The sequence below is a fragment of the Aurantimonas litoralis genome (assembly GCF_026153195.1).
GTDB lineage: Bacteria > Pseudomonadota > Alphaproteobacteria > Rhizobiales > Rhizobiaceae > Aurantimonas > Aurantimonas coralicida.
The window spans coordinates 141414-163432 of sequence record NZ_JAPFBM010000009.1; the positions used below are offsets into that span (position 1 = coordinate 141414).

The 22019-nt window shown below is 69.2% G+C and carries 22 protein-coding genes; 12 read left to right on the plus strand and 10 right to left on the minus strand.

From position 1 onward, the window contains the following. Positions 1-67: 67 nt before the first annotated feature. Genes N7I30_RS17525 through N7I30_RS17555 form a run of 7 tightly spaced genes read left to right on the plus strand, consistent with a single transcriptional unit; the run spans position 68 to position 6177 of the window. A complete protein-coding gene (locus tag N7I30_RS17525) occupies positions 68-1087 on the plus strand; it encodes an AAA family ATPase (protein ID WP_498640518.1) in 1020 nt (339 codons plus the stop codon). Further along, on the plus strand, positions 1087-2025 hold the full coding sequence (locus N7I30_RS17530; protein ID WP_498640520.1) for a DUF58 domain-containing protein: 939 nt from the start codon (positions 1087-1089) through the stop codon (positions 2023-2025). The genes N7I30_RS17525 and N7I30_RS17530 overlap by 1 nt, the downstream gene beginning before the upstream one ends. Continuing rightward, on the plus strand, positions 2009-2440 hold the full coding sequence (locus N7I30_RS17535; protein WP_498640522.1) for a hypothetical protein: 432 nt from the start codon (positions 2009-2011) through the stop codon (positions 2438-2440). Before N7I30_RS17530 ends, N7I30_RS17535 begins: the two co-directional genes overlap by 17 nt. Next, on the plus strand, positions 2437-3399 hold the full coding sequence (locus tag N7I30_RS17540) for a VWA domain-containing protein (RefSeq protein WP_498640524.1): 963 nt from the start codon (positions 2437-2439) through the stop codon (positions 3397-3399). The genes N7I30_RS17535 and N7I30_RS17540 overlap by 4 nt, the downstream gene beginning before the upstream one ends. Then, positions 3396-4322 (plus strand): vWA domain-containing protein, encoded by a 927-nt coding sequence (locus tag N7I30_RS17545; protein WP_498640527.1) that lies wholly within the window; start codon positions 3396-3398, stop codon positions 4320-4322. The genes N7I30_RS17540 and N7I30_RS17545 overlap by 4 nt, the downstream gene beginning before the upstream one ends. Further along, the gene (locus N7I30_RS17550) at positions 4322-4963 is read left to right on the plus strand and encodes a tetratricopeptide repeat protein (RefSeq protein WP_498640529.1); all 642 of its coding nucleotides are present in this window, start codon (positions 4322-4324) and stop codon (positions 4961-4963) included. The genes N7I30_RS17545 and N7I30_RS17550 overlap by 1 nt, the downstream gene beginning before the upstream one ends. Then, positions 4957-6177: a hypothetical protein gene (locus N7I30_RS17555; protein WP_498640530.1), complete on the plus strand. Its 1221-nt coding sequence runs from the start codon at positions 4957-4959 to the stop codon at positions 6175-6177. Before N7I30_RS17550 ends, N7I30_RS17555 begins: the two co-directional genes overlap by 7 nt. Positions 6178-6267: 90 nt before the next feature. On the opposite strand, the gene N7I30_RS17560 is transcribed toward N7I30_RS17555, so the two are convergent. The 9 genes from N7I30_RS17560 to N7I30_RS17600 form a co-directional block, all read right to left on the minus strand. Then, positions 6268-7518, minus strand: a complete 1251-nt coding sequence (locus N7I30_RS17560) for a class I SAM-dependent methyltransferase (RefSeq protein ID WP_498640532.1) — start codon at positions 7516-7518, stop codon at positions 6268-6270. Positions 7519-7761: 243 nt separating this feature from the next. Then, on the minus strand, positions 7762-9105 hold the full coding sequence (locus tag N7I30_RS17565; RefSeq protein WP_498640534.1) for an MFS transporter: 1344 nt from the start codon (positions 9103-9105) through the stop codon (positions 7762-7764). Next, a complete protein-coding gene (locus tag N7I30_RS17570) occupies positions 9102-10151 on the minus strand; it encodes a helix-turn-helix domain-containing protein (RefSeq protein ID WP_498640536.1) in 1050 nt (349 codons plus the stop codon). Before N7I30_RS17570 ends, N7I30_RS17565 begins: the two co-directional genes overlap by 4 nt. A gap of 151 nt (positions 10152-10302) precedes the next feature. Continuing rightward, complete coding sequence (locus N7I30_RS17575) at positions 10303-10728, minus strand: hypothetical protein (RefSeq protein WP_498640538.1); 426 nt, start codon at positions 10726-10728, stop codon at positions 10303-10305. Positions 10729-10777: 49 nt separating this feature from the next. Then, positions 10778-11200, minus strand: coding sequence for a hypothetical protein (locus N7I30_RS17580; RefSeq protein WP_498640540.1), 423 nt, complete (start codon positions 11198-11200; stop codon positions 10778-10780). 67 nt (positions 11201-11267) lie between these two features. After that, positions 11268-11780: a hypothetical protein gene (locus tag N7I30_RS17585; protein WP_498640542.1), complete on the minus strand. Its 513-nt coding sequence runs from the start codon at positions 11778-11780 to the stop codon at positions 11268-11270. Between the two features lie 57 nt (positions 11781-11837). Then, positions 11838-12209 (minus strand): hypothetical protein, encoded by a 372-nt coding sequence (locus N7I30_RS17590; protein WP_188075382.1) that lies wholly within the window; start codon positions 12207-12209, stop codon positions 11838-11840. A 168-nt stretch (positions 12210-12377) separates the two neighbouring features. Next, the gene (locus N7I30_RS17595; RefSeq protein WP_498640544.1) at positions 12378-12809 is read right to left on the minus strand and encodes a hypothetical protein; all 432 of its coding nucleotides are present in this window, start codon (positions 12807-12809) and stop codon (positions 12378-12380) included. Positions 12810-12902: 93 nt separating this feature from the next. Continuing rightward, complete coding sequence (locus N7I30_RS17600; protein WP_498640546.1) at positions 12903-13367, minus strand: DUF4087 domain-containing protein; 465 nt, start codon at positions 13365-13367, stop codon at positions 12903-12905. A gap of 327 nt (positions 13368-13694) precedes the next feature. Here N7I30_RS17600 and N7I30_RS17605 point away from each other — a divergent pair, with 327 nt between their 5' ends. Then, a complete protein-coding gene (locus tag N7I30_RS17605; protein WP_188075380.1) occupies positions 13695-14972 on the plus strand; it encodes an adenylate/guanylate cyclase domain-containing protein in 1278 nt (425 codons plus the stop codon). A 32-nt stretch (positions 14973-15004) separates the two neighbouring features. Here the strand turns inward: N7I30_RS17605 and N7I30_RS17610 are convergent, their stop codons facing one another. Continuing rightward, on the minus strand, positions 15005-15808 hold the full coding sequence (locus N7I30_RS17610; RefSeq protein WP_498640549.1) for a DUF2189 domain-containing protein: 804 nt from the start codon (positions 15806-15808) through the stop codon (positions 15005-15007). Between N7I30_RS17610 and N7I30_RS17615 the strand changes: the two genes are divergently transcribed. From N7I30_RS17615 to N7I30_RS17630, 4 genes are read left to right on the plus strand one after another with little or no spacing between them, the layout of a single operon-like run. Continuing rightward, entirely contained in the window at positions 15796-16539 is a 744-nt protein-coding gene (locus tag N7I30_RS17615) for an Hpt domain-containing protein (RefSeq protein ID WP_498640616.1), read from the plus strand. The genes N7I30_RS17610 and N7I30_RS17615 overlap by 13 nt on opposite strands. After that, positions 16536-18587 (plus strand): hypothetical protein, encoded by a 2052-nt coding sequence (locus N7I30_RS17620; protein WP_498640551.1) that lies wholly within the window; start codon positions 16536-16538, stop codon positions 18585-18587. The genes N7I30_RS17615 and N7I30_RS17620 overlap by 4 nt, the downstream gene beginning before the upstream one ends. Before the next feature lie 5 nt (positions 18588-18592). After that, on the plus strand, positions 18593-20503 hold the full coding sequence (locus N7I30_RS17625; protein WP_498640553.1) for a glycosyltransferase family 2 protein: 1911 nt from the start codon (positions 18593-18595) through the stop codon (positions 20501-20503). After that, positions 20500-21975 (plus strand): hypothetical protein, encoded by a 1476-nt coding sequence (locus N7I30_RS17630; protein WP_498640555.1) that lies wholly within the window; start codon positions 20500-20502, stop codon positions 21973-21975. The genes N7I30_RS17625 and N7I30_RS17630 overlap by 4 nt, the downstream gene beginning before the upstream one ends. Positions 21976-22019: the final 44 nt, after the last annotated feature.

The following is a 22019-nucleotide window of genomic DNA, read 5'->3' on the forward strand; positions in this document are numbered from 1 at the left end:
TGCCGGCGTCCGGGTGGAGTGGCACCGGCCCGTGGCGCCGACGTGAATCTATCGGGATATGAGTGCCATGCAGGATGCAACCGCGGTCTCGCGCGACGCCGAACCCGCTCTGTCGAACGACGGGCCGGATGGCGGCGACGCCCATGCCCTTTCGGCCCTGCAGCGGGCCGTCGAGACCGGCCTGATCGGCCACCGGCCCCTTGTCGAACGCCTGATGATCGGGCTCCTGACCGGCGGCCATCTCCTCATCGAGGGCGCCCCCGGCCTTGCCAAGACCCGCGCCGTCAAGCGGCTGGCCGACGGGCTGGAATCCTCCTTCTCGCGCATCCAGTGCACGCCCGACCTGATGCCGGCCGACCTGACCGGCACCCAGGTCTTCCGCCCCGAAAAGGGCGTCTTCGAATTCGTCCAGGGCCCGGTGTTCCACTCCCTCGTTCTCGTCGACGAGATCAACCGCGCCCCGCCCAAGGTGCAGTCGGCCCTGCTCGAGGCGATGGCCGAAGGGCAGGTGACGGCAGGCGGTACGACCTATGCGCTGCCCGATCCCTTCATGGTGGTCGCCACCCAGAACTCGATCGAGCACGAGGGCACGTTCCCGCTGCCCGAGGCCCAGCTCGACCGCTTCCTGATGCATGTCCTCGTCGACATGCCCGACGCGCGCTCCGAGCTTGCCATCCTCGACCTCGTCGAGCGCGAGGCGAGCGGCACCGAGGCGGCGATGCCGCATCCGGTGACCAGCGCGGCGATCGTCGCCGCCCGGCAGGCCGCAGCGAAGGTGCATCTGGCGCCGGCGCTGAAGGACTACATCGTGCGCCTCGTCATGGCGACGCGCGAGGACCAGCCGGCCCCCGACATCCGCAGGGCGATCGAGCATCCGGTGTCGCCGCGCGGCACGCTGGCCCTGGCGGCATCGGCCAAGGCCCGCGCCTATCTGCGTGGCCGCGACTACGCCGTGCCGGAGGATGTGAGCGAGCTCGCCCCGGACATTCTCGCCCACCGCATCGTGCCGACCTGGCGGGCCGCGGCCGACGGCGTCACGGCGCGCAGCCTCGTCGCCCGGCTCGTCGACCTCGTCCAGCCGCTCTGATGAGCCGCATCGTCCCGCCGGCGGACCAGGCCGGCATCGCCGTCGATGCCGACGCGCTGTTCCGGCTGCGCCATTACGTTCGGCACATCCCCGAGCAGCGGCTGGCCCCGACCGGCCGGCCCGGCGGCTTTGCCGGCAAGCGCCGCGGCAACGGGCTGGAGATCGTCGACGTGCGACCCTTCTCGGAGGGCGACGACAGCCGCCATCTCGACGCGGCGACGACGGCCCGTACCGGCCGGCCGCATGTGCGCACCTTCCGCGACGAACGCGAGAAGACGGCGCTGCTGGTCGCCGATTTCCGCCCGGCCATGCTCTGGGGCACCCGCCGGCGCCTGCGCTCGGTCGCGGCCGCCGACGCGCTGATGCTGGCCGGATGGCGCGTCGTGCAGGCGGGCGGCCGGGTCGGACTGCTTGCCCTCGGCCTCGGTGAGCCGGCTTATGTCGCGCCGCAGGCCCGCGAGAAGGGCATGGCCGCGATTGCCGGCGGCCTCGCCCGCGCCCATGCCATCGCGCTGGAACGCGCCGCCGCGGGCCATCTCGACGACGCGCCGCTCGACCGGCTGCTGGAACCCGCCGGCCGTCTGGTGCCGCGGGGCGGCACGCTGTTCCTCGCCACCGGCCTCGACGTGCCGGGCACGGATTTCGACGGTCTGGCGCTGGCCCTGCGCCGCCGGGCGCGGATCGTCACGATCCTGGTGCGCGATGCTTTCGAGGAGGCCCCGCCGCGCGGTGCCTATCCGTTCCTGTCCGGCGATGCGCCGGCCGGGCTGACGGGCCTGCGCTGGGCCTTCGTGTCCGGCGCCGCCACCGCCGCGAGGCCCGACCCGCGCCGCGAACGGCTGGAACGTCTCGGCGCGGAGGTGCGCATCGTGGCGGCTGATGCCGAATACGACAGGATGGCCGAGGCCTTGGAGCGCGACGATGTCGACCGATCCTGATCTCGTCGCCCGGCTGCGTCCGGTGCGGCTGCCCGCCGATTTCGCCGCCTTCGACGGGTCCGAAGTGCTGGCTGCCGCGGCGCTCGGCATCCTCGCCGGGCTTCTGCTCCTGGCGCTGCTGCATCTCGTCACCCGCCGCCTCGACACCGCGCTGACCATGGCCCGGCGCGAGATCGCTGCCGCGCGCCTTTTACCGGCCGAGGATCGCCTGTTCCGGCAGGCGGCGCTGATCGACCGGCTGCGCCGCGACGCCGGGCCGGTGAGGCAAGGCACCAGGCCCGATTCCGGCGCAATCCTGCGCGAAGACATCGGTGCCTCCCTCTACCGGCCGGGCACCACGCCCGATCTCGACGCCATCGACGCGGCGATCCTGACGATGGCCCGCGGCCGCCGGCGCTTGCGGGCGAGGGCATGACCATGTGGAGCTTCGCCACCCCCTACGCGCTGCTTCTCTTGCCGCTGCCACTCGCCGCACTGCTTCTCCTGCCGCCGCGCCAGGCCGCGACCGGCGCGCTGGTCGTGCCCGGCTCCATCGCGGTGCGCTTGGCCACCGGGGCGGCGGACGGCATGCGCGCCCGCGTTCGCCAGCTTCTGCCGGCGCTCACCTGGATCGCGCTGGTCGTGGCGCTGGCCGGACCGCAGCAACTCGAAGCCGTCGAGGCTCTGCCGGCGAGCGGCCGCGACCTCGTCCTCGCCATCGACCTGTCGGGCAGCATGGAGCAGGAGGATTTCGTCCTCGACGGCAAGACCGTCTCGAGGCTCGACGCCGTGAAGGCGGTGGCCCGCGACTTCGTGCGCGCCCGGGCCGGCGACCGTGTCGGGCTGGTGATCTTCGCCGAGACCGCTTATTTCGCCGCGCCGCTGACCTTCGACGTCGAGGCGGTGGGCCACCTCATCGACCAGGCGACGATCGGCATTTCCGGCCGGTCCACCGCGATCAGCGACGGGCTGGGCCTCGCCCTGAAACGGCTCGCCCGCTCCGATGCACGCTCGCGCGTCGTCGTTCTCCTCTCCGACGGCGTCAACAATGCCGGCGCCGTCCAGCCGCGCGATGCCGGGTCGCTGGCCGAACGGCTCGGCATCCGCGTCCACACCATCGCGCTCGGGCCGGCGGATCTGGAGAGCGACCCCAAATCCCGCGACGCCGTCGATACGGCGACCCTCAGAGCCATCGCCGAAACCAGCGGCGGCGAGACCTTCCGCGTCCGCACCACCGACGATCTGCGGCAGGTGGCGCGCGCCATCGATTCGCTGGAGACCAGCGCCTTCGAGCGGCCGGCGGCCGAAATCTACAGTTCCTACTGGATATGGCCGGCCGGCTTCGGCTTCCTCTGCGCGCTCGGCCTCGTCATCGGATGGAGGCGCGGCGCATGAGCCTGCCGGGCGATCTTCTGCTGCTGCGGCCCTGGTGGCTGGCGGTCCTGGCGCTGACCCTCGTGGCCGGCGTCGTCTTCGCCCGCCGGTCGCGCGGGCTGGCCGGCTGGGAGCGCGCCGTCGACCCCGCCCTGATGGCGGCGCTGTTGCGGCTGGGCCGGCTGGTGCCGGGCAGCGCCCGCCACGCCTTTTTGCCGATCGCCGTCGCCGGCCTGGTGGCGCTGGCCCTTGTCGGCCCCGCCCAGCGCGACAGCGGCGCGCCGACCTTCCGCAATCTCGACGGCATCGTCGTGGCCATGGACCTGTCGCGCTCCATCGCCGAGGGCGGCAGCCTCGACGACGCCGAAGCCGCCGCCCAGCTTGTCCTGCAGCGGGCCGGAACGCGGCCGGTCAGCCTCATCGTCTATGCCGGCGAAGCCTATGTGGCGACGGCCTTCACCACCGATCCGGCGGCGCTCGGCTCTATCGTCGCCGTCCTCGACGGCGAGACGGTGCCCGACCCCGGCAGCCGCAGCGACCGGGCGCTGGCGCTGGCCCGCCGCACGCTGGCGGAAGCGCAGATCCTGCGCGCCGACGTCGTGCTGGTCACTGACGGGGAGGGGCTGGGCCCCGCCGCCTTCGATGAAGTCGCGGCCTTGCGTGCCGCCGGCGCCTTCGTCTCGGCGATCCATGTCGCGCCGAGCGTGCGGCCCGGCGACATGCCCCCGCCCGATCCGGCGGGGCTGGAGCGTCTTGCCGCCGCCGGCGAGGGCTTCTTCGCCGATGCCACCGCGCCGCTCGCCGTTGCGGAGGGGATCGGCCGGCGCCGCTCCGATGCGCTGGCGGAAGGCGACTACGCGGTGCTGCACTACACCGATTATGGCCGCTATCTCCTCGTGCTGGCGCTGTTTCCGGCGCTCGCCCTGTTCCGCAGGAGCGTGTGATGCGGCGCTGGGTCCTGCCATTCCTCGCGCTTGTCGTGGCCACGGCCGCAGCGCTCGCCGCCGGCCCCGCCGCATTCGGCCGGCTGGCGCTTTCCACCGGTCTGCCGGGATGGGCCGCCAGCCTGACCACCGAGCCGGCGGTGCGCGGCGTCGCGCTCTACCGTGCGGGTCGCTATGAAGAGGCTGATCTGGCGTTTCGCGCGGCCGGCTCCGAGGCCACCTACAATCGCGGCGTCGGGCTTGCCGCGCTCGGCCGCTACGCGGAGGCCGTCGCCTATTTCGACGCCGTGCTGTTCGCCGATCCGTCCGATGCCGACGCCCGCTTCAATCGCGCCCTGGTTGCCGCCCGCATCGACCCGGTGGTCGGTGAATCCAACGACATCGACGGCATCGCCGCCAATATCGAGGTCGAGGACGCCGCCGCCCAGCCGACCAAGCGCGACGTGCCCAAGGCGCTTACCCTGGCCGAGCAGCGCTCCGTCGTGCGGCCGCGCACCGGCCAAGGCGTCGTTGCCAGCGAGGATTGGCTGGCGACGCTGCCCGACGATCCCGGCGCCTTCCTGAAACTGCGGCTGCGCGCCGAGCATCAGCGCCGGCAGGATCTCGGCCTGGCCAACCCGCCGGAGGACACTGCATGGTAGGACGGCTTCTTCTCACGCTGTCGCTGCTCCTCTTTGCCGCGGCTGGCCCCGCCGGAGCGGCGCCGCAGGTGCCGGCGCGCGACGCGCGGCTGGCCGTGGTGGTCGATGCGATGCCCGCAGACCCCTATGAGGACGAGATGGTGCTGGTCACCATTCGCGGCCTCTACGACGTGACCATCGCGCTGGAGACGCTGGTCCAGCCGGATCTGCGCAATTTTTCCTGGATGCAGCTTGGCCGCGACAGCTGGACGACCCAGCGCATCGACGGCCGCCAGCTGACCGTCTTCGAGCGGCGGCTGGCGATCTTTCCCGAACGCGGCGGCGACCTGACCGTCGGCGCCTTCACCCACCGGCTGACGCTGGTCGCCAACAATGGCGAGCGCTTCGTCCACAATGTCGTCTCCGAGCCCGTTACCATCACCGCCGTCCCGCGCCCGGCAACCGAGGGCGGCTGGTGGCTGCCGGCCCGCTCGCTGAGCTACAGCGACGAATGGGACATGGACCCGGCGATGCTGGCCAATGGCGAGACCGCGACGCGCACCGTGACGATCGTCGCCGAAGGGGTGCCGCCCGGCTCGCTGCCGCCGCCGCCCCGGATGATCGCGCCCTGGCTGATCTCCTTCATCGCGCCCGAACGGCGCAGCGTCGAGCTGACCGAAAACGGGCCGGTGTCCACCGTCGTCTGGCAATGGCGCATGCGGCCGGTCTCCTCGCAGCCGGGCCGGCTGGAGGCCTTCCACATTCCCTGGTTCGATACCACGACACGGGAAATGCGCGACGCGGTGCTGAAATCCCAGCGCATCGCCTTCGCCGCGATCGCCGAGGAGCCCGAGGCCAGCGGCTGGTCCGGCTTTCTCGCCCGCAATGCACCGCTTCTGGCGGGGCTCGGAAGCTGTTTCCTCGTCTTGCTCCTGGCGCTGCCGGGCCGGCGCCTGGTCTCGCCCGCCGAGATCGGCCGCCGCCTGCGCCGGTTCCTGCCGGATCGCAACGCCGTGGCGCTACGCCGGGCCGCCGCCCGCAACGATGCCCGGGCTGCCCGGACTGCTGCCGCCGGCCTGTCGGGATCGCGCGGCGAACTGCCCGCCGACGCCCGGACGGCCTTCGCGCGCCTGGACCGTCACCTCTACGGCCCGCAGCCATCGCCGGCGGTCGATCTCCAGGGTTTCGCACGACAGATTTTTCTCGCGCAAAGGCTGCGCGGCCGGCGAGGCTGATCCCGCTGGAAGTCAACGGGTTCGTGGGCGCCCCTGCTATCCTTTGCCGCCAGCGCCGAACGAAAGAGGCTCGAAACCGGCTGCCGCGATCTACCGGCCGGCCAGCAGGAGTAACGCCCTGCGTGCCCGTGACAGGAAACGCCCCGGCACCCCCGGAATCGAAGGCTGCGTCGCAGGCTGCACCGAATATTCGTAAAGCTGGCGCGAGAGTTTCTGAAACTCGCTGTACGTGCGGTCCGAGACCGTCGCGACCTGCATTTCGAGTGCATATTGCTGGGTCGCAACGCCCTGGATCTCGTAATACATTCGGTTCGACAGCTCTCCCACGCGCTGCCCCGCCTCGGCCGCCTGAAGCCGGGCCTCGAGCCGGGCAAGCCGGGTATCGGTCCCGATCTGGTCGAGCCTCCTGAAGATGGCGTCCGGCAGGCTGATCGTGCTGGGCGTGCCGAACCGCGCCACCGGCCGGACCGTGATCTGATCGCTGATCGGCGGCATGTCCGGGACCTCGGCGCCCGGCAGTGAGAATGCCGGTTGGGTCGATTCATGGAAACGCTTCGCCGACGTCAGATACGGCTCCACGTCCTGTCCGCGATAATGCTTCTGCACGGCCATGCGGTGATGCGTCGTGTCTTCGCCCTTTTCGGCGATGCAATAGGTCGATCCGTAGCCCGGAACGCGCACATAGGCTGCTTCCGCCACCGGCCCGTTCGGCGTGTCGATATAGGGATGGTAGTGGAAGAGATCGACGCTCTGCCCGAGCTTCGGATCGTCGAAGGGCATGTCGCAGCGCGACGCATAGACCTTGGCGTCGGTGAACTCGTTCACCAGGCAATAATCCATGATCCAGTCGGGCGTGATCTTCACATAGGCCGACGGGAAACCGTTCGACCAGGCGAAGATGAACATCCGGCCGCCCGGGCGCAGCATCTTCGTCATGTTGCGGACCATCGACAGGGGATCGAAGACGTTGTCGAGCGAGCCGCCGTCGATGATGAAGTCGAACCGGCCGATCAGCTCTTCCGGCACCTCGCCGCAGACGTCGAAGATGTAGTCGGCGCCTTCATACGGGCTGATGTCCGCGACGAAGTACTTGTCATTGCCCATCGCCCGGAACAGCGAGGCGTCGAGGATCGGATGCTCGCCCTCGCCATGATGCGTGTTCAACGTGTCGGGTTCGAAATCGGTGCGCACGGGCGTCACGCCGTGCCGCGCCATCATCGCGAGAATCTCGTCCGGGCTTGGTGAAATATGTTGTCGCCCGACCGCCAGCACTTCGCCGGTGATCGGCTTGTGCGCGTGTTCGTGGATCAGCAGCTCGACCTCGATATGCCCCATACCCATGGACGTTCCACCTTATTGTTTTGAGATGTCGGTCCGGTCGCCGCACATGGAGCGGCCCGCAACTGGGGCGGGAGCACTGCACCGCCCGGTTGAGATAGACATGTAAGGAACACTTACGTCAATGAAGGCCTTCAGCCGGGAGCATCATCACCACGACCACCGTATCCCATAGGCGTGAAATCCCCGGTATTTAGCCATTAGATACAGGAGTTTGCGCCACAGGAGGCTTTTCGCCGGGACGGTTCAGGCGCGAAGTTTTCGCCCGCTGTTGGGCGCGCCGGTACCGGCGCCGGCATCGCCCGGCAGGTCCATTCCTGCCAACCGCTCGAGCCTGGCCGCCTGAAGCGCCGAGAGCGTTCCGAGCAAAGCGCCGAGGGCGAGGACGGCGAGGATCGCCTGGCGCAGGCCGGCGGGGCCGGTAAAGACATGGTCGCTGAACCATCCGACGGTCAGCGGCCCGAGGCCCAGCGAGACCATTGTGACGATGAGGACGAAGAGGCCCGTGGCCCGGCCGCGCAGGCCCGGCGGCGTCATCCGCTGGATCGCCACGAGCCCCGCCGGCGTCGTGAAACCGAGGCAGAAGGTGATCGCCGCAAGGGCGCAGAGCGCGACAACGAGGTCGGCCGAGAGGCAGAAGACCGCGCCGGCGAACAGCGCCGCGGGCAGGGCGACGATTGCGGCCCAGGCCGACGGGGCACGCACCCCCCGCCGTGTCAGCGCATCGATCGCCCAGCCCCCGAAGACGTTTCCCGCCGGGCCGAAGCCGACCACGATCGGGCCGAACAGGAGACCGCTGGCGGCCGGGGTCAGGTCGAAGCCCCTGACCAGCAATGTTGGGCCCCATGCCGCCGTGACCTGGACCAGCAGGATCGCCGCCGCCGAGGCCCCGAGATAGGCCAGATACGTTCCCCAGCGGCCGGCGGCGGCGGCGAACATGCCCGGCGGGCGGGGCGCGTTGCCCTGGCTGCGCGGTGTTTCGTCCATGGCCGAAAGCCAAGCGAAGGCGACGAGGTTGAGGATCAGCGAGAGGAGCAGCAGGGTGCGCCAGGGCGCAAGGCTCGCCAGGGGACTGCCCGGCCCCCACAGGCCGATCCAGCCGAGCGCCACGCCACCGCCGAGGAGCGCCAGTCCCCGGCCGAACGTCGCGGCGGAGGTGAAGACGGCGATCGGCTTGCCGATCCCGCGGCCGGCGAAGCTGTCGGCGAGGAGGCTGGTCGCGGCCGGCACGAGCGCCGCCTGGCCGAGGCCCACCAGCATGCGCGCCAGCACCAGTTGCGGATAGGATTGCGCCAGCGCGCAGGCGACCGTTCCCACGGTCCAGGCGAGGATGCCCGCCTGGATGATGCGGCGCCGGTCGAACCGGTCGACCAGATAGCCGAGCGGGACGATCGCGGCGGCATAGAGCAGGACATAGGCCGTGCCGTGCAGGAACCCGAGCTGGGTGTCGCTTAGTCCGAGCTCTGTCTTGATCGGACTGAGGACGAGGCTGAGGAGATGCCGGTCGAGCGAGGAGACCAGATGCACCATGGCCAGGGCGAGCGCCAGGTTCCACGCCGCGTTCGGCCCCGCCCGCATGACAGGCTTCATGAAGTTGAGGCTTGCGCCCGCATGTTGAGCGAACTGACCCAGGGCGCGAAGCCGTCGCGTCCCGGCACCGCCATCACCGCAGCCGGCGAGGCGGGGCCACCCTGGCGTCGCCGGAATTGTCCGGGCGGCATGGCGAAGACCTCGCGAAAAGTCCGGCTGGCATGGCTTTCGCTGGCAAAACCGCAGGCGAAGGCGAGTTCGGCGATGCTGCGCATGTCGCGCCGTTGGCTGAGCAGCGCGCGAAAGCGATGCACCCGGCGCCGCCGGATGTAGCTCGCGACACCGCCATGGGGCTTGAACATCTCGTAGAGCCGCGAGCGGGAAATGCCGGCCTTCGCGGCGATCACGGCCGGGTCGAGATCGTGCCGCGACAGCCCCTCCTCGATCAGCTCCTGGGCGAGCTTCAGCTTGCCCCGCGCCTCGGCGCTGGCGGTGCCGTCGTCCTGGCGTAGCGTGATCGTCAGGAGCTCGGAGAAGATGCCGACCATGCCGTTGACGGCGTCGGCCGTCAGCGTGCGGGCATTGCGGGTCAGCGACGCCATGAAATCCGCCAGGAGCGCGCCGCGCTCGGCGCCCAGAATGCGGCCATGCAGATCCTGTCCGCCCAGATAGGCGCGCTCGACGACGTATCGCGCCACCGAGAAGGTCAGGACATGGGCATTCCCGCAGCGATTGCCGTAGGGCCGCCCGGTATCCAGGATGATGATCTCGCCCGGCCTGACGGTCGCGGCCCCGTCGGCGGTCTCGACGACCAGCACGCCGGACAGGTTGAGCTGCATGACGAAATGTTCGAACCCGTCCTGCCGGATCCGCTGCGCCGACCGTTCATGGGCGACGTCGTTCAGCCAGCGCTCGAAGATGACCAGCTCGCCCAGCGGTCGCGCCTCGAACTGCGCGGCAAAGCCGGTGCCGAGACGGATCACCTCGGTGCCGCCGGCATAGAGATCGCGATAGGCTTCGAAACGGTCTTTCAGGGCGAAGGCGTCGCTGGAAAACCGCAGGACGGGAACGTCGGGTCGTGCGCGCCCATCCTCACTCGTCGACACCGGTCACTCCCCGCCTCATGCAACGTCCCCCAATCGTGTCTAAGGGGAAAATCCGTTCAATCGCAATGGCTCAGAGGCGAAATGCCGAAGGGGTGACCGGCCTGCACCGATCGGGACGTGGAGGGGTGCCGGGGACCGGCCGCCCGAACGCTCAGCGCGCGGCGGCGGACCGGCGACGCGTGACGCGCCGAATGACCAGTGCCGCGGCGCCGGCGAGGATCAGGACGACGAATTGCCAGACGGCCACCATGGCGATGACGATGGCGTTCTGGCCGTCCGGCGCCGCGAAATGCAGGGCATGGGCGTCGAGTGCGGCGCCACCGGCCGCGCAGATCAGGAGAAGGACGAGAAGAGCGCCGCGAAGCCGGCCGGATGTTGCGAAGACCAGTCCGGCAAGGCCGGCGACCGGCGCGATGCAGGCGGCCAGCATCAGCGCGCTGATGCCGATGTCGGACGCCATGGTCAGGGCGCCGGCAACCAGGAACTCGCCGGTCAGATAAAGGCTGTAGAGCGCCAGCGTCGTCAGCGCCAACGGCCGGGCGAGGGCCCGGCGCGCGGATGAATTATTCGGACCCATCAATTGGGTCGGGCCGGGCGGCGCGAGGCGAGGGACGGCACCGGCGAACCTAGTTGGGGTAGGTGTAATAATAGAGGGCGCACATGTCGGCGTCGCTGCCGGGAATGTCCTGGGTGTCGAAGACGGCCACCGCGACGTCGTTGTCGCTGCCCCAGCTTGCGACATAGGTCACCGGTCCCGAGCCGCAGAGCCGGTTCCCGTTGAGCAGCACCGGATCCATGGGCGCCGCGACGGAATAGACCGAGGCGTTGACGATTTCGCCGTCCACCACGAAGCTGTCGCCCACCAGCTCATCGAAATCGAGACGGGTCCCGTCGGCGAAGACCATGCTGAAATCGTCCATCTCGACATCGCCGGTGATCGCCATGGCCGTGATGCTGGTGGCGAGAAGCGTCTCGGCCAGGACGATCGACGTGGCGCCGACGAGGAGCGTGAAGCCGACGCAGGCGGCAATCAGAACGGGGCGGTTCATGCGGATTTCCTCGAGGTAGGCGATGATCGGCGGACGGCTCGAATGGCGCCGCGCCGGATGTCGCGGTTCAATTGCAGCTCGACAGGATGCCGTCGACGCTGACGCCGCCGTCGTGACAGAAGATGCCGCCCCAATGGAAACCGGTGCCGCGCGCCGTGGCGACCCGGAACCATTTGTAGCCGTCGAACCAGATCCCGGTGTCTTCCAGGATCTCGATCTCGTCGCCGTCCCGCAGCGAGGTGATCCTGCGGAAATCCATCCCCGGCCCTTCGCGCAGGACGCCGCCATAGGAAAAGCCGAGCATCGTGCCGACGGGCTGGGATGCCGACCCGCCGCCGACGCCGGCTTCACGCTCCATCTCGACCATGGTCTGCAGGTCGCCGACGCATTCGTTCGGAATGCCGGACCAGAAATCCGGCTCGCTGCTGCAGTCCGTCATGCTCAGGACGCCGTCCCGGTCGCCGCAGGTCAGCCGGGCCTGCTGCTCGCACCACGGATCGAGCGCCTGTGCGGCAGCGGGGCCGCTGGCATAGAAGGTCGATGCGAGAATGGCCGCGGCGCAGAGCGTGACGAATTTCATCGGCTGGAGACCTGTCGAAACGTGGACGTCCGGCGCCACCAGCCGGCGCCTTGCGCCTCAATTGACGTAGACGTAGAGGTAGCCGGGATAGACCTCGACGCAGATGCGCGGCGTTCCCCGGACGATGGCCCGCAGAACGCTCGGGTCGGTCTGGCCATTGTCGAGCATGGCGGGAATCTGGGCCCGGGCACTGCTCGAGCCGAACGTGCTGTCATCCTGATCGCCGCGGTCGCGATAGCCGAATTTGTGGAAATTGGCCCGATCCTGACGCAGGATCGAGGCCGCATCCGTCAACTGGAAGCCGTCGGAGGCCGACTTGTCGTTCTCGGTGATCGTCGTGCAGAATTCGTCGACGATGCCTTGCGCGGCCGCGGGCGACGCCAGCGCCAGGCCGGCGACCACGAGAATACCGCGGATGGTGGAGGTCATGGTCGTCGCCTCGTTCGGGTGGGGCAGGACATGAATGCCGCGCCGAGCGGCACGGAACAGTCGAAGCCGGTGTCCGGTATCAGGCAAGTCTAGGCGGGGCGCCGCACCTGCGGAATGCCTGTCCATCCCGCTCTTTGGCCTGTGCGTCCATCCTCGGAGCGCATCGCCTCAGTTGCGCGGCACGACGATCTGGTTGCCGTAGATCGCATCCGCCCGCATCTCATCCGAAGGCGGGTCGAAGCACTGGCCGATCAGCACGGACCATCCGGACGGAAAGCTGGGCTGGTCGAAGGTAATGATGGCCTGGCCGAAAGCCGCCGACCGGGTCCCGTCGGGGCCGGTCAGGGTTGCGGCGCAGTCGGAATCGCCGCTGGGACCGATCCAGTAGCCGTGGAATGTGCCGCGATCGTCGATCGCCGCAGACAGCCCCGGAACATACAGGCGCACCCGTTCCCGCGAGCGGCCGACGGGATAGCTGAGCACCGCGACGCCGTTGACATCGTCGTCCCAGGTGACCTCGCCGCCACCGGGCAGGACCCAGGCTTCGTCGGCGAGTGCCGGCGACGCGCAAAGGGCGGCGCCGACGAGCGCCGCGAACACTCTCTTCTGCATGGGAACGCTCCGTTCGAGAGGGGACCTGCTGTCGCTGCACTGGACCGGCACCCGCCATGGCGGCGGGCCGGTGCCGGATCGTCAGTTGATCGAGGGCAGGGCGGGATCGGCGAGGCAGGCGTTCAGCGGGCGCGGCTGCAGCCGGTCGATCCGCACCACGTTGGCGCTGCGGTGATCGACGACCCCGTCGAAACAGGCGCATCCATAGCCGTAGGAGCCATTCGTCTCGACCCATTGGTCGGCGGCGAATTCCGGCCAGGAGATGTCATGGAACCGGTTGCCGAGATCGCGGCCCTGTTCGGAGAGGCTCCAGGTGCCGTCGGCGTCCGTCAGCCAGAAATTCGCCGGTGTCGGATTGGCCAGCCATCCGCAGCGACGCTCGGCCATCTCCCGCACCCCGTTGGCCGCCATGCGGACCGGGGTGTCCGATGAAACGGGCACGGCCACCGTCGGCGGGGTCTGGCCGGCCGGCGCGGAGACGGAGGATCCGGCAAGCACGACGGTGCAGAGGGCAAGGCGGAGGGCCCCGCGACGAAATTCGGACACGCGTTGTCACTCCCGGTTTCCGGTGTGCCGGCAGGATTGCCGCGCCCGGAGAATCTGTGCGCGGCGCGGGCGACGGTTCGTTCACCGCATTCCCGTCTCGCGCTGCGCCGCCATCATCGGCAGTGGCGGCGGTCGCGGCAATGCCTCCGCGTCCCGCATCCATGCCCCAGAATTTCAGGGTCTCGAGCCGCCGCACCGTGAAGCGGCCTGCGCGACTGAGGCCGCCGGTGCCGGCCGGCAACACTGCCGGCGGCGGCGTCCTGTCACTCTTGCGCCGCGGCGCCGGCATCCCCATTCCAAGGGGATCAGCGCCAGATATTCGAGGACATGACGATGGAGCCCACTCGCTCTGCAGGCCGGGTCGATTCCTGCGACACCGGGACCTGGCCGCTCCATCGCACGCGGCTTCTCGACTGGCTGGTGCGCGAGACCCAGGACGAGCGGTTCATCGACGACATCTTCCAGCAGCTCTGCGACCGCCTGCGGGCGGGCGGGCTGCCGGTGGCCCGCGCCACGGTGCATTTCCGCATCCACCATCCGCAATGGCTGGGCGCGCGCATCCTGTGGCGCCGCAATACGCCTGATGCCGACATCCAGACCTATCAGCACGGTGCGCTGGAAACGGCGGAATATCTCGAAAGCCCGATCGCCGCAGTGCATGGCGGCGCCAGCGAAGTGCGCCTGCGCCTTGCCCGCGAGCCGGCCGCCGCCGACGAATACTCCCTGTTCGGCGAGCTTCGCGCCGAGGGCATGACCGACTATGTCGCCTGGCCGCTGGAGCACACGTTCGGCCGGCGCCATGTCGTGTCCTTTGCCAGTGATGCGCCGGAGGGTTTCTCCGACGCCGATCTCGCCTTCCTCGCCGACTTGCTGCCGGCCTTTGCGCTGGTCAGCGAGATCCGGCTGAAGAACCGGCTCGCGCGCACCCTCCTGGAAACCTATGTCGGCCCCCATGCCAGCGACCAGATCCTCGCCGGCGCCATCACCCGGGGCAGCGGCACCACGGTCGCCGGCGCGATCATGGTCTGCGACCTTCGCGACTTCACCCGGATCTCCGAGCTGTGGCCGCGCGACGACGTGATCGAGCTCCTGAACGGCTATTTCGACGCGATCTGCGAGCCGGTCGAGCGCCATGGCGGCGAGATCCTGAAATTCATCGGCGACGGCCTGCTGGCGATCTTCCCCCTCGACCGGCCGACCGCCTGCGACGACCTTTTGAAGGCGCTGGCCGAAGCGCAGCAGGCGATGGATGTCCTCAATGCCGGCCATGTCGCGGCCGGCCGCGAGCCGTTGCGCTATGGCGTCGGCATCCATGTCGGCGACGTGATGTACGGCAATATCGGCTCGCGCAACCGTCTGGACTTCACCGTCATCGGCCCGGCGGTCAACGCCGCCGCGCGCTTGGAAAACCTGACCAAGACGGTGCAGCGGCCGGTGCTCCTGTCGCGGGCCTTCGCCGAGCGGGCGAGCTGCAGTTCGGCCCTCGAAAGCCTCGGCACCTTCCCGCTGCGCGGCGTCGGCGAGGACATGGAGGTCTTCGCCTTCTCCGGTGCCGGATGCGATTCGGCTGTCATCACCGAAACGGCCGTCGCGGCGGCTTCGTAACGCCGCCGCGCGTTGTCCGCTGCCCGGCGCGATCAGTCGTCGGCCGGCGCCACCGCGCGGCGATAGAGGTGCCAGCTGGCGTGGCCCAGCACCGGCAGCACGATTGGCAGGCCGATCAGCAGCGGCAGCGAGCCGGCGAAGACCAGTCCCGCCACCATCAGGCCCCACAGAAGCACCGTGCCGGGATTGTGCAGCATCACCCGCACGGAGGTCGCCATCGCTTCGGCGACGCCGCCATGGCGGTCGAGCAGCAGAGGAAACGAGACGACGGTGATGGCCAGCGTCACGAGCGCGAAGCCGAGGCCGACCAGATTGCCGACGCCGATCAGCGTCCAGCCGCGCGTGGTGGTGAGCAGCTCGCCGAGAAACGCGCCGTAGGACGTCGTCACGAACAGGCTGCCATAGAGCCAGATATAGATCGCCTGGGCCGCATAGAGCCACGCCGCGAAGATCAGCAGCAGCAGGCTGGCCAGGCCGAGGATCGATGGCAGTGCCGGCGAACGCAGCACCTCGAAGGCGTCCGACCAGCTTGCGTCGAGCCCGCGCTCGCGCCGCCGGCTGATCTCGTAGAGCGGGATCGCCGCCACCGGGCCGATGAGGGCAAACCCTGCGACCAGCGGGAAGATCAGCGGCAGGACGTCCTGATCCGCCGCCCAGACGCCGATCGCCAGGCCCATCAGCGGATAGACCAGGCACAGGAAGGCGTAATGGGTCGGCCGGGCCGTGAAATCGGCGATGCCGGCCTTCAGGCAGGCGACGAGATCGGCCGCGCCGATCCGGCGGATGTCCGGGCCGATTGTCTCTGCGGAATGCGGGATGCTTGGTGCGGCCGTCATCGTCCAGCTCCTTTCAGAAGTGGTCGAATGAAGCGAAACGGCCGGGCCTGAGCGCCTGCCGGCCCGTCGCCGCCGCTCATGCCGCAAGGGTACACCCGAAGGCGAAAACGGTCCATCGCGATCCGGATCGTGAGGCATTCCGGCATCACGTTTTCGTTCACGTCACACGCCGGTTTGCGGTGGATGCGACCGGTGCGCAGCCGGCACAAGTCAATCCCCAGATTTACGGACTTGCCGATCCCGCCATATCCGATAGCTCCGAAAACGTGCTGACGGACGCTGCAGGGATTCGCGCGAATTCTGCGGTGATGCCAGCAACGGGCCGCATCGTGGCTGGATTAGCCAAGAGTTCACACGATATTTGTGATCGAAAGGCGAGGTTATACTGCGACATGGGGACGGATGACTTCCGCAGCAGGATATTCGCGCTTGGCCAGCGGTTCCATGCCCGCTTTCCGGGGCAGATGACCGAGATCGAGACGACCCTGGCGACGGCGACCGCCGACCCCGCGGCCGTGGTCTCCCTGCGCATGGCGCTTCACGCCATGGCCGGCAACGCGCCGACCCTCGGCTTTCCGCAGATCGGCGCCCAGGCGCGGCGGCTTGAAGCGGTGATCGCCCCGGCCGCCGAAACAAACCGCAGCCTGACGGACGACGAGAAGCGACAGGTCGAGGACGGCCTCGAAAACCTTCGCACGCTTCGGGACGAACAGAACGAGACATATTCATGATGCTTGCCCGCAAGACGGTCGCAGTCGCGATCTCGGTCATGGCTTGTGCGGCCGCTTCCGGAACCGCACTGGCCCAGACCGCACCGGCGGGGCAGCCGGACCAGAACGGGCAGGCCGTGCAGGGCGCACCGGCGACGGCGCCGAGCGGGACCGCGGCCTCCACGAACGACGCGGCAACGCGCGCAGCGGGCGTGCGACGCGTCATCGGCCTCGGCGAACTCGGCTTCGACGAGGGTTTGCAATTCTCCGGGCTGAACGGCGAGCGCGAACTGTTCTTCCCCGTCGTGGCGGAGGCCGCACAGGACATGGTCCTGCGCCTGTCGCTGCGCTCGCAGAGTGCGTTTGCCAGCCGGCGCAGCATGCAGGTGCTGGTCGGCGACCAGATCGTCTTCGCGCGTGGGCTCGGCAACGAGGACGAGAGCTTCACCGTCGAGAAGGCCATCGATCCGGCGAGCATCGAGAACGGCTTCGTCAAGGTGACCCTGCGCTATAGCGGGGCGATCACCGAGGATCGCTGCGTCGACCAGCGCGTCGCCGGCGACTTCCTGTCGGTCCTGCCCGGTTCGGCGCTGGAGGTGGTGCTCAATCCGGCCGCGCTCGACACCATCGACCGCGTCCTTGCGATGATGCCGGACGACGTCGTCATTCGCATGCCCGAACGCGACCTGCGCGAAGCCGAGATGGCGGCGCTGATCCGCATCAACGCGGCGCTCGTCGCCCGCAACGCCCGTGTCACCTTCGACCGCGCGGCCGATCCGGCGGGGGCGAACGGCTCCGGTGACGCGCAGTGGACGACCGGCACGATTGCGCTCGGCTTCGAACCGCCGGCCGATGCCGGCCCCGCGCTCGCCGGCGCAGGCGGTCTCTCCGTCCTGTCGCTCGGCAACGCGCCCGGCTTGCTGGTCAGCGGCGATCGTCCCCAGGCCGCCGCCGAGCTGCTCTCGTCGCGCTGGCAGGCCCTGGCGCTCGGATCGTCCCTTTCGGTCGCGGCGGCAAACGATGGCGAGGACGCGGCTTCGGCGACCAGCTTTGCCGATCTGGGCATCCCGCTCACCAGCGCCAGCCTGGTCGATCAGGTCGTCTTCGACGCCGCCTTCCTCGGTTCGCAATTGCCCGCCGGCATGCGCCCGTCCCGGCTCCATCTCGATCTGGCGGTGGCGACCGACACCCGCGGCTCGAACGTCACCATCGCCGCCTTCCTCAACAACTACCTCCTGGCCAGCACCACCTCGCCGGGCGGCAATCCGGTGACCCTGTCGGCATCGATTCCCGCCGGGCTCGCCGGCCGCGAGAACGCATTGCGGGTTTTGGCCCAGCGCCAGCCCGATACCGGCGATTGCGCCAACCCGCCGCAGGGATTTCCCGTGCAGCTTCTGCCGACGAGCAGCATCGAGACGACCGCGCTCGGCCGGCCGGCGGCGGAGTTCTTCGAGGCAACCTCGGCCTTCGGCTCCGGCGTCACGGTCTTCATGCCCGAGGCCGCCGCCGGCTCGTCCCAAGGAGCGGCCGCCGCCTCGCTGGTCGCCGGCTTGATCTCGGCGGAGACGCCCTTCGATCTGCGCTACGGCCCGGTCGGTGAAGCGCCGCAGGCGCCGTTCATCCTCGTGGCGGACGCGCTGCCGGAGGGGATCGACAGCCCCGTCCGCTTCGACGAGGGGCGCGTCCGGCTGACCGATGCCGGTGGCGATCCGCTGCTCGATATCGGCGGGCTCGACGACTACACCATCGTGCAGATCGTGCGGGCCGGCGATGTCACCGGCCTCTGGATCCGGCCCGACGCCGATGCGGCGTCCGGCGACGCGGCCGCGCCGATCGTGCCGGTCGCCCTCGACAGGGGTGACGTCGCCCTCGTCGACGAGGCCGGCCTGGCCTTCGCCTTCTCGACCACGCGCGACCAGCTGGTTCAGGTCACCTATCCCGATCGCCTCTCGCTGACGGATCTGGCGCGGCAATACTGGCCGTGGATCATCGGCGCGCTCTGGATCGTCGGCACGCTTGTCTTCGTCACCCTCCTGTCGCGCATCTACCGGCGTCGCCGGGCCGGCTGACCGCGATGGCGTTGAGCGCAACCGACGTCGCGATCGGCAACCGTCTCGTCCAGAAGCGGCTCATCACGCTGGCCCAGCTGGACGAGACGCGCACCCGCGCCGAAGCCTGGAATGTCAGCCTGATCGACGTTCTGTTGACGCGCACCTGGGCGCGGCCGCTCGAACTCTACCGGACCGTCGCCGAGCATTTCGATCTGCCCTTCGTGAACCTGATCGACGAGCCGCCGGACGATGCGCTGCTCGATCCGGCCGACCATGACGACTGCGCTCGCAACCTCGTTCTGCCGTGGCGCCGCGTGAACGGCCGGCTGCAGATCGCGACGGCCCGGCCGGGTCCGGAGGTCATTCTCTTCCTGCGCCGCAAGTTCGGACCGGCCTTCGACCTCGTCGTCACGTCGAAATTCGACATCGTCTGGTCGCTGCAGCGTGTGTTCCGTGAGGAGCTGTCCCACCAGGCGGTCTACGAGCTCGCCGAGATCGACCCGGAAATGTCGGCCCAGCGGGTCATCACGACCAATCAGATCGTCGGCGCCTATGGCCTGTTCACGCTGCTGGTCGTCGGCTTCTATCTCGCTCCGCTCGGCACGCTGATCGCCATCAACTGTCTCGTGACGCTGTTCTATCTCGGCAATTTCGCCTTCAAGGCCGGTCTCGTCTGGTATGGCGGCTTCGGCCAGTCCCGGCGCCGCCGCACCATCGAGGTCGACGCGCGGCTGCTGCGCGAGGCCGACCTGCCGGTCTACACGATCCTGGTGCCGATGTTCCGGGAGCCCGAAGTGCTGCCGATCCTGGCCCACGCCCTGCGCAATCTCGACTATCCGCTGGCCAAGCTCGACATCAAGATCGTCCTGGAGGAGACCGACGACGAGACGATCGATGCGGCCAAGGCCCTGGGGCTGGAGGGCATCTTCGAGATCGTCCGGGTGCCCGCCTCGATGCCGCAGACCAAGCCGAAGGCCTGCAATTACGCGCTGAAATTCGCGCGCGGCGATCTCCTGGTCATCTTCGACGCCGAGGACAAGCCGGAGCCGGACCAGCTGCGCAAGGTCGTCGCCGCCTTCCGCCGGAGCGAGCCGAACACCGCCTGCATCCAGTGCCGCCTGAACTACTACAATGCGCAGGAAAACTGGCTGACGCGCATGTTCACGCTGGACTACGCGCTGTGGTTCGACCTGATGCTGCCGGGCCTGGAGCGTCTGGGTGTGCCGATCCCGCTCGGCGGCACCTCGAACCATTTCAAGATCGATGTCCTGCGCGAACTGCACGCCTGGGACCCGTTCAACGTCACCGAGGACGCCGATCTCGGCATCCGCATGACCCAGAAGGGCTACCGGGTCCGGGTGATCGATTCCACCACCTTCGAGGAAGCCAACTGCAACACCGGCAACTGGATCCGGCAGCGTTCGCGCTGGATCAAGGGCTACATGCAGACCTTCCTCGTCCACACCCGCCGGCCGCTGCATCTCGTCCGCAGCATTGGCCCGCTCGGCGTGGCGGGCTTCGTCTTCTTCATCGGCGGCACCATGTTGTCGGGGCTGCTCAACCCGATCTTCTGGCTGATCTTCGCCGGCTGGCTCCTGACCGAGACCACCGGCTTCGACGCGCTGTTTCCGCAGACGATCCTGTATTTCGCCCTGCTGAACCTCCTCGCCGGCAATGGCCTGTTCATCTACCTGACGATGATCGCGCCCTTCCGCCGCGGCTGGCTCGAACTCGCGCCCTACGGCATCACCGTCGTCTGGTACTGGGTGCTGACCTCGATCGCCGCCTACAAGGGATTGTGGCAGCTCATCGTCAATCCGTTCTACTGGGAGAAGACCCAGCACGGCATTTCCAAGTTCACCGCCAACGAGCTGGAACAGGCCAAGAGCGCCGACGGGGAGAAGCCCGAAGCGGCGACGGCGGTGGCGGCATGATCGCCGCCCTGCGCCTCCTCGCCATCTGGGCCGTCTTCTTCCTGGTCTGCCTCGCCGCGCTGCTGTGGACCGCCGCCCATGGCTATGTCTCGTCCGGCGTGCTGGCCTCCTCGGGGCAGGCGATCCTCGCCGCCGAGGGGCGCGACAGCTTCGGCGCGGTCGCCACGGCCTATCCGCCGCTGCCCTATCTCCTGTCGCTGGGCACCGCGCTCGTCGGCGATCCGTCGCAACTGCCGGCCCTGACGGCCGCCGCGCTGGCCGGTGGCCTGTTCGCGGTCGTCGTCGCGTCGAGCCTCGGCAGCGCCGGCATCGGGCGAGCAACCACCGCGATCATCACCCTGCTTCTGGTCGCCAACCCGCTGTTCCTGCGGGCACTGGCCGACGGGCCGGGCCTGGTGCTGCTCGTGACCTCCGTCTTCATGTTCGCCGCCGGCTTCATCGGCCTGCGGGCGGACGGGACCGCCTCGAACGTGATGACGCTGGCCTTCGCGCTGGCGCTGATGGCCTTCTCGCACCCCTATGGCATCGCGCTCGCGCTGGCCGCCCTGCCGCTCCTGGCGCTGGCCTCCGCACCGCATCTCATCGAGCGCACGCCGGGCAGCCTCTATCTGTCGCTGCTCTTCCCGCTCGGCTTCGCTTTCCTCGCTTTCGCCTATGTCGGACAGGTCTTCGCCGACGCGCCCTGGGCGTTTCTCGGCACGCTGGCCGCGCCCTTCGACGTCTATGCGCTGCCGCAGACACCGGGCCAGGCGGCCCTGCGCATGATCGGCGGTCTGGTGGTGTGCGCCCCGGTCCTGATCTTCGCCACCGTGCGGGCCGGCCGCAATCCGGCGCTGTTCGTGCCGATGATCGCGCTTTTGAGCCTGCCGATCCTCGGATTTGCCCTGTCGGGCCTCCTGGGCGCCCGCTTCGATCCGACGGTGGCGCTGGCGCCGGTCCTCGGGCTTGCCGCCGCCTTCACCATCTTTGCCTCGGGCAACAGCCGGCGCATGATGCGCACCAGCCTGTTTCTCGCCGCCGGCCTCGTCGGCAGCGTCTTCTGGCTGGCCGACAATCCGACCGCCGACACCGCCGCGTGGCGCGATGCCGCACTCGGGCGGTCCGAGGCCGCGCCGACCCCGCTGGGGCAGCTCGCCGGCTTCCTCGCCTCCCGGTCGGAGATCCTCGTCGACGCCAATGCCTATCCCGAGCTGGTGGCGCTGCGCGGCACCGGTGCCGGCCTTGTCGTGCCGGGCTCGACGCGCTTCGAACTCGATCTCCTGGCGGCCCGGCTGCAGACGCGTTTCGTCGCGGTCCGCGACCCGGCGGCCGACATCGTGGTGCGCGATCGCATCAACCAGGCGTTTCCGCGACTCTTCCGCAACGGTGCCCGCGATTATGGGCTCGTTTACCATTTCGAGGGATGGCGGGTGTATGAAAGACTGGTCCGCGATGCACGCCGGCCGGAACCGGAGCCGCAGCCTGCCGGATGAGACAGGGGCGGTCGCGGCGGCCCGCACCGCGCCCGCGCTGTAGC

What these genes read in the sequence shown, in the direction of transcription:
- N7I30_RS17630 (WP_498640555.1), top strand. Translation starts at nt 20,500, where the DNA reads ATGATCGCCGCCCTGCGCCTCCTCGCCATCTGGGCCGTCTTCTTCCTG.
- N7I30_RS17605 (WP_188075380.1), top strand. Translation starts at nt 13,695, where the DNA reads ATGACGATGGAGCCCACTCGCTCTGCAGGCCGGGTCGATTCCTGCGAC.
- N7I30_RS17610 (WP_498640549.1), bottom strand. Translation starts at nt 15,808, where the DNA reads ATGACGGCCGCACCAAGCATCCCGCATTCCGCAGAGACAATCGGCCCG.
- N7I30_RS17535 (WP_498640522.1), top strand. Translation starts at nt 2,009, where the DNA reads ATGTCGACCGATCCTGATCTCGTCGCCCGGCTGCGTCCGGTGCGGCTG.
- N7I30_RS17620 (WP_498640551.1), top strand. Translation starts at nt 16,536, where the DNA reads ATGATGCTTGCCCGCAAGACGGTCGCAGTCGCGATCTCGGTCATGGCT.
- N7I30_RS17525 (WP_498640518.1), top strand. Translation starts at nt 68, where the DNA reads ATGCAGGATGCAACCGCGGTCTCGCGCGACGCCGAACCCGCTCTGTCG.
- N7I30_RS17580 (WP_498640540.1), bottom strand. Translation starts at nt 11,200, where the DNA reads ATGAACCGCCCCGTTCTGATTGCCGCCTGCGTCGGCTTCACGCTCCTC.
- N7I30_RS17625 (WP_498640553.1), top strand. Translation starts at nt 18,593, where the DNA reads ATGGCGTTGAGCGCAACCGACGTCGCGATCGGCAACCGTCTCGTCCAG.
- N7I30_RS17575 (WP_498640538.1), bottom strand. Translation starts at nt 10,728, where the DNA reads ATGGGTCCGAATAATTCATCCGCGCGCCGGGCCCTCGCCCGGCCGTTG.
- N7I30_RS17585 (WP_498640542.1), bottom strand. Translation starts at nt 11,780, where the DNA reads ATGAAATTCGTCACGCTCTGCGCCGCGGCCATTCTCGCATCGACCTTC.
- N7I30_RS17555 (WP_498640530.1), top strand. Translation starts at nt 4,957, where the DNA reads ATGGTAGGACGGCTTCTTCTCACGCTGTCGCTGCTCCTCTTTGCCGCG.
- N7I30_RS17530 (WP_498640520.1), top strand. Translation starts at nt 1,087, where the DNA reads ATGAGCCGCATCGTCCCGCCGGCGGACCAGGCCGGCATCGCCGTCGAT.
- N7I30_RS17540 (WP_498640524.1), top strand. Translation starts at nt 2,437, where the DNA reads ATGACCATGTGGAGCTTCGCCACCCCCTACGCGCTGCTTCTCTTGCCG.
- N7I30_RS17565 (WP_498640534.1), bottom strand. Translation starts at nt 9,105, where the DNA reads ATGAAGCCTGTCATGCGGGCGGGGCCGAACGCGGCGTGGAACCTGGCG.
- N7I30_RS17590 (WP_188075382.1), bottom strand. Translation starts at nt 12,209, where the DNA reads ATGACCTCCACCATCCGCGGTATTCTCGTGGTCGCCGGCCTGGCGCTG.
- N7I30_RS17560 (WP_498640532.1), bottom strand. Translation starts at nt 7,518, where the DNA reads ATGGGTATGGGGCATATCGAGGTCGAGCTGCTGATCCACGAACACGCG.
- N7I30_RS17550 (WP_498640529.1), top strand. Translation starts at nt 4,322, where the DNA reads ATGCGGCGCTGGGTCCTGCCATTCCTCGCGCTTGTCGTGGCCACGGCC.
- N7I30_RS17545 (WP_498640527.1), top strand. Translation starts at nt 3,396, where the DNA reads ATGAGCCTGCCGGGCGATCTTCTGCTGCTGCGGCCCTGGTGGCTGGCG.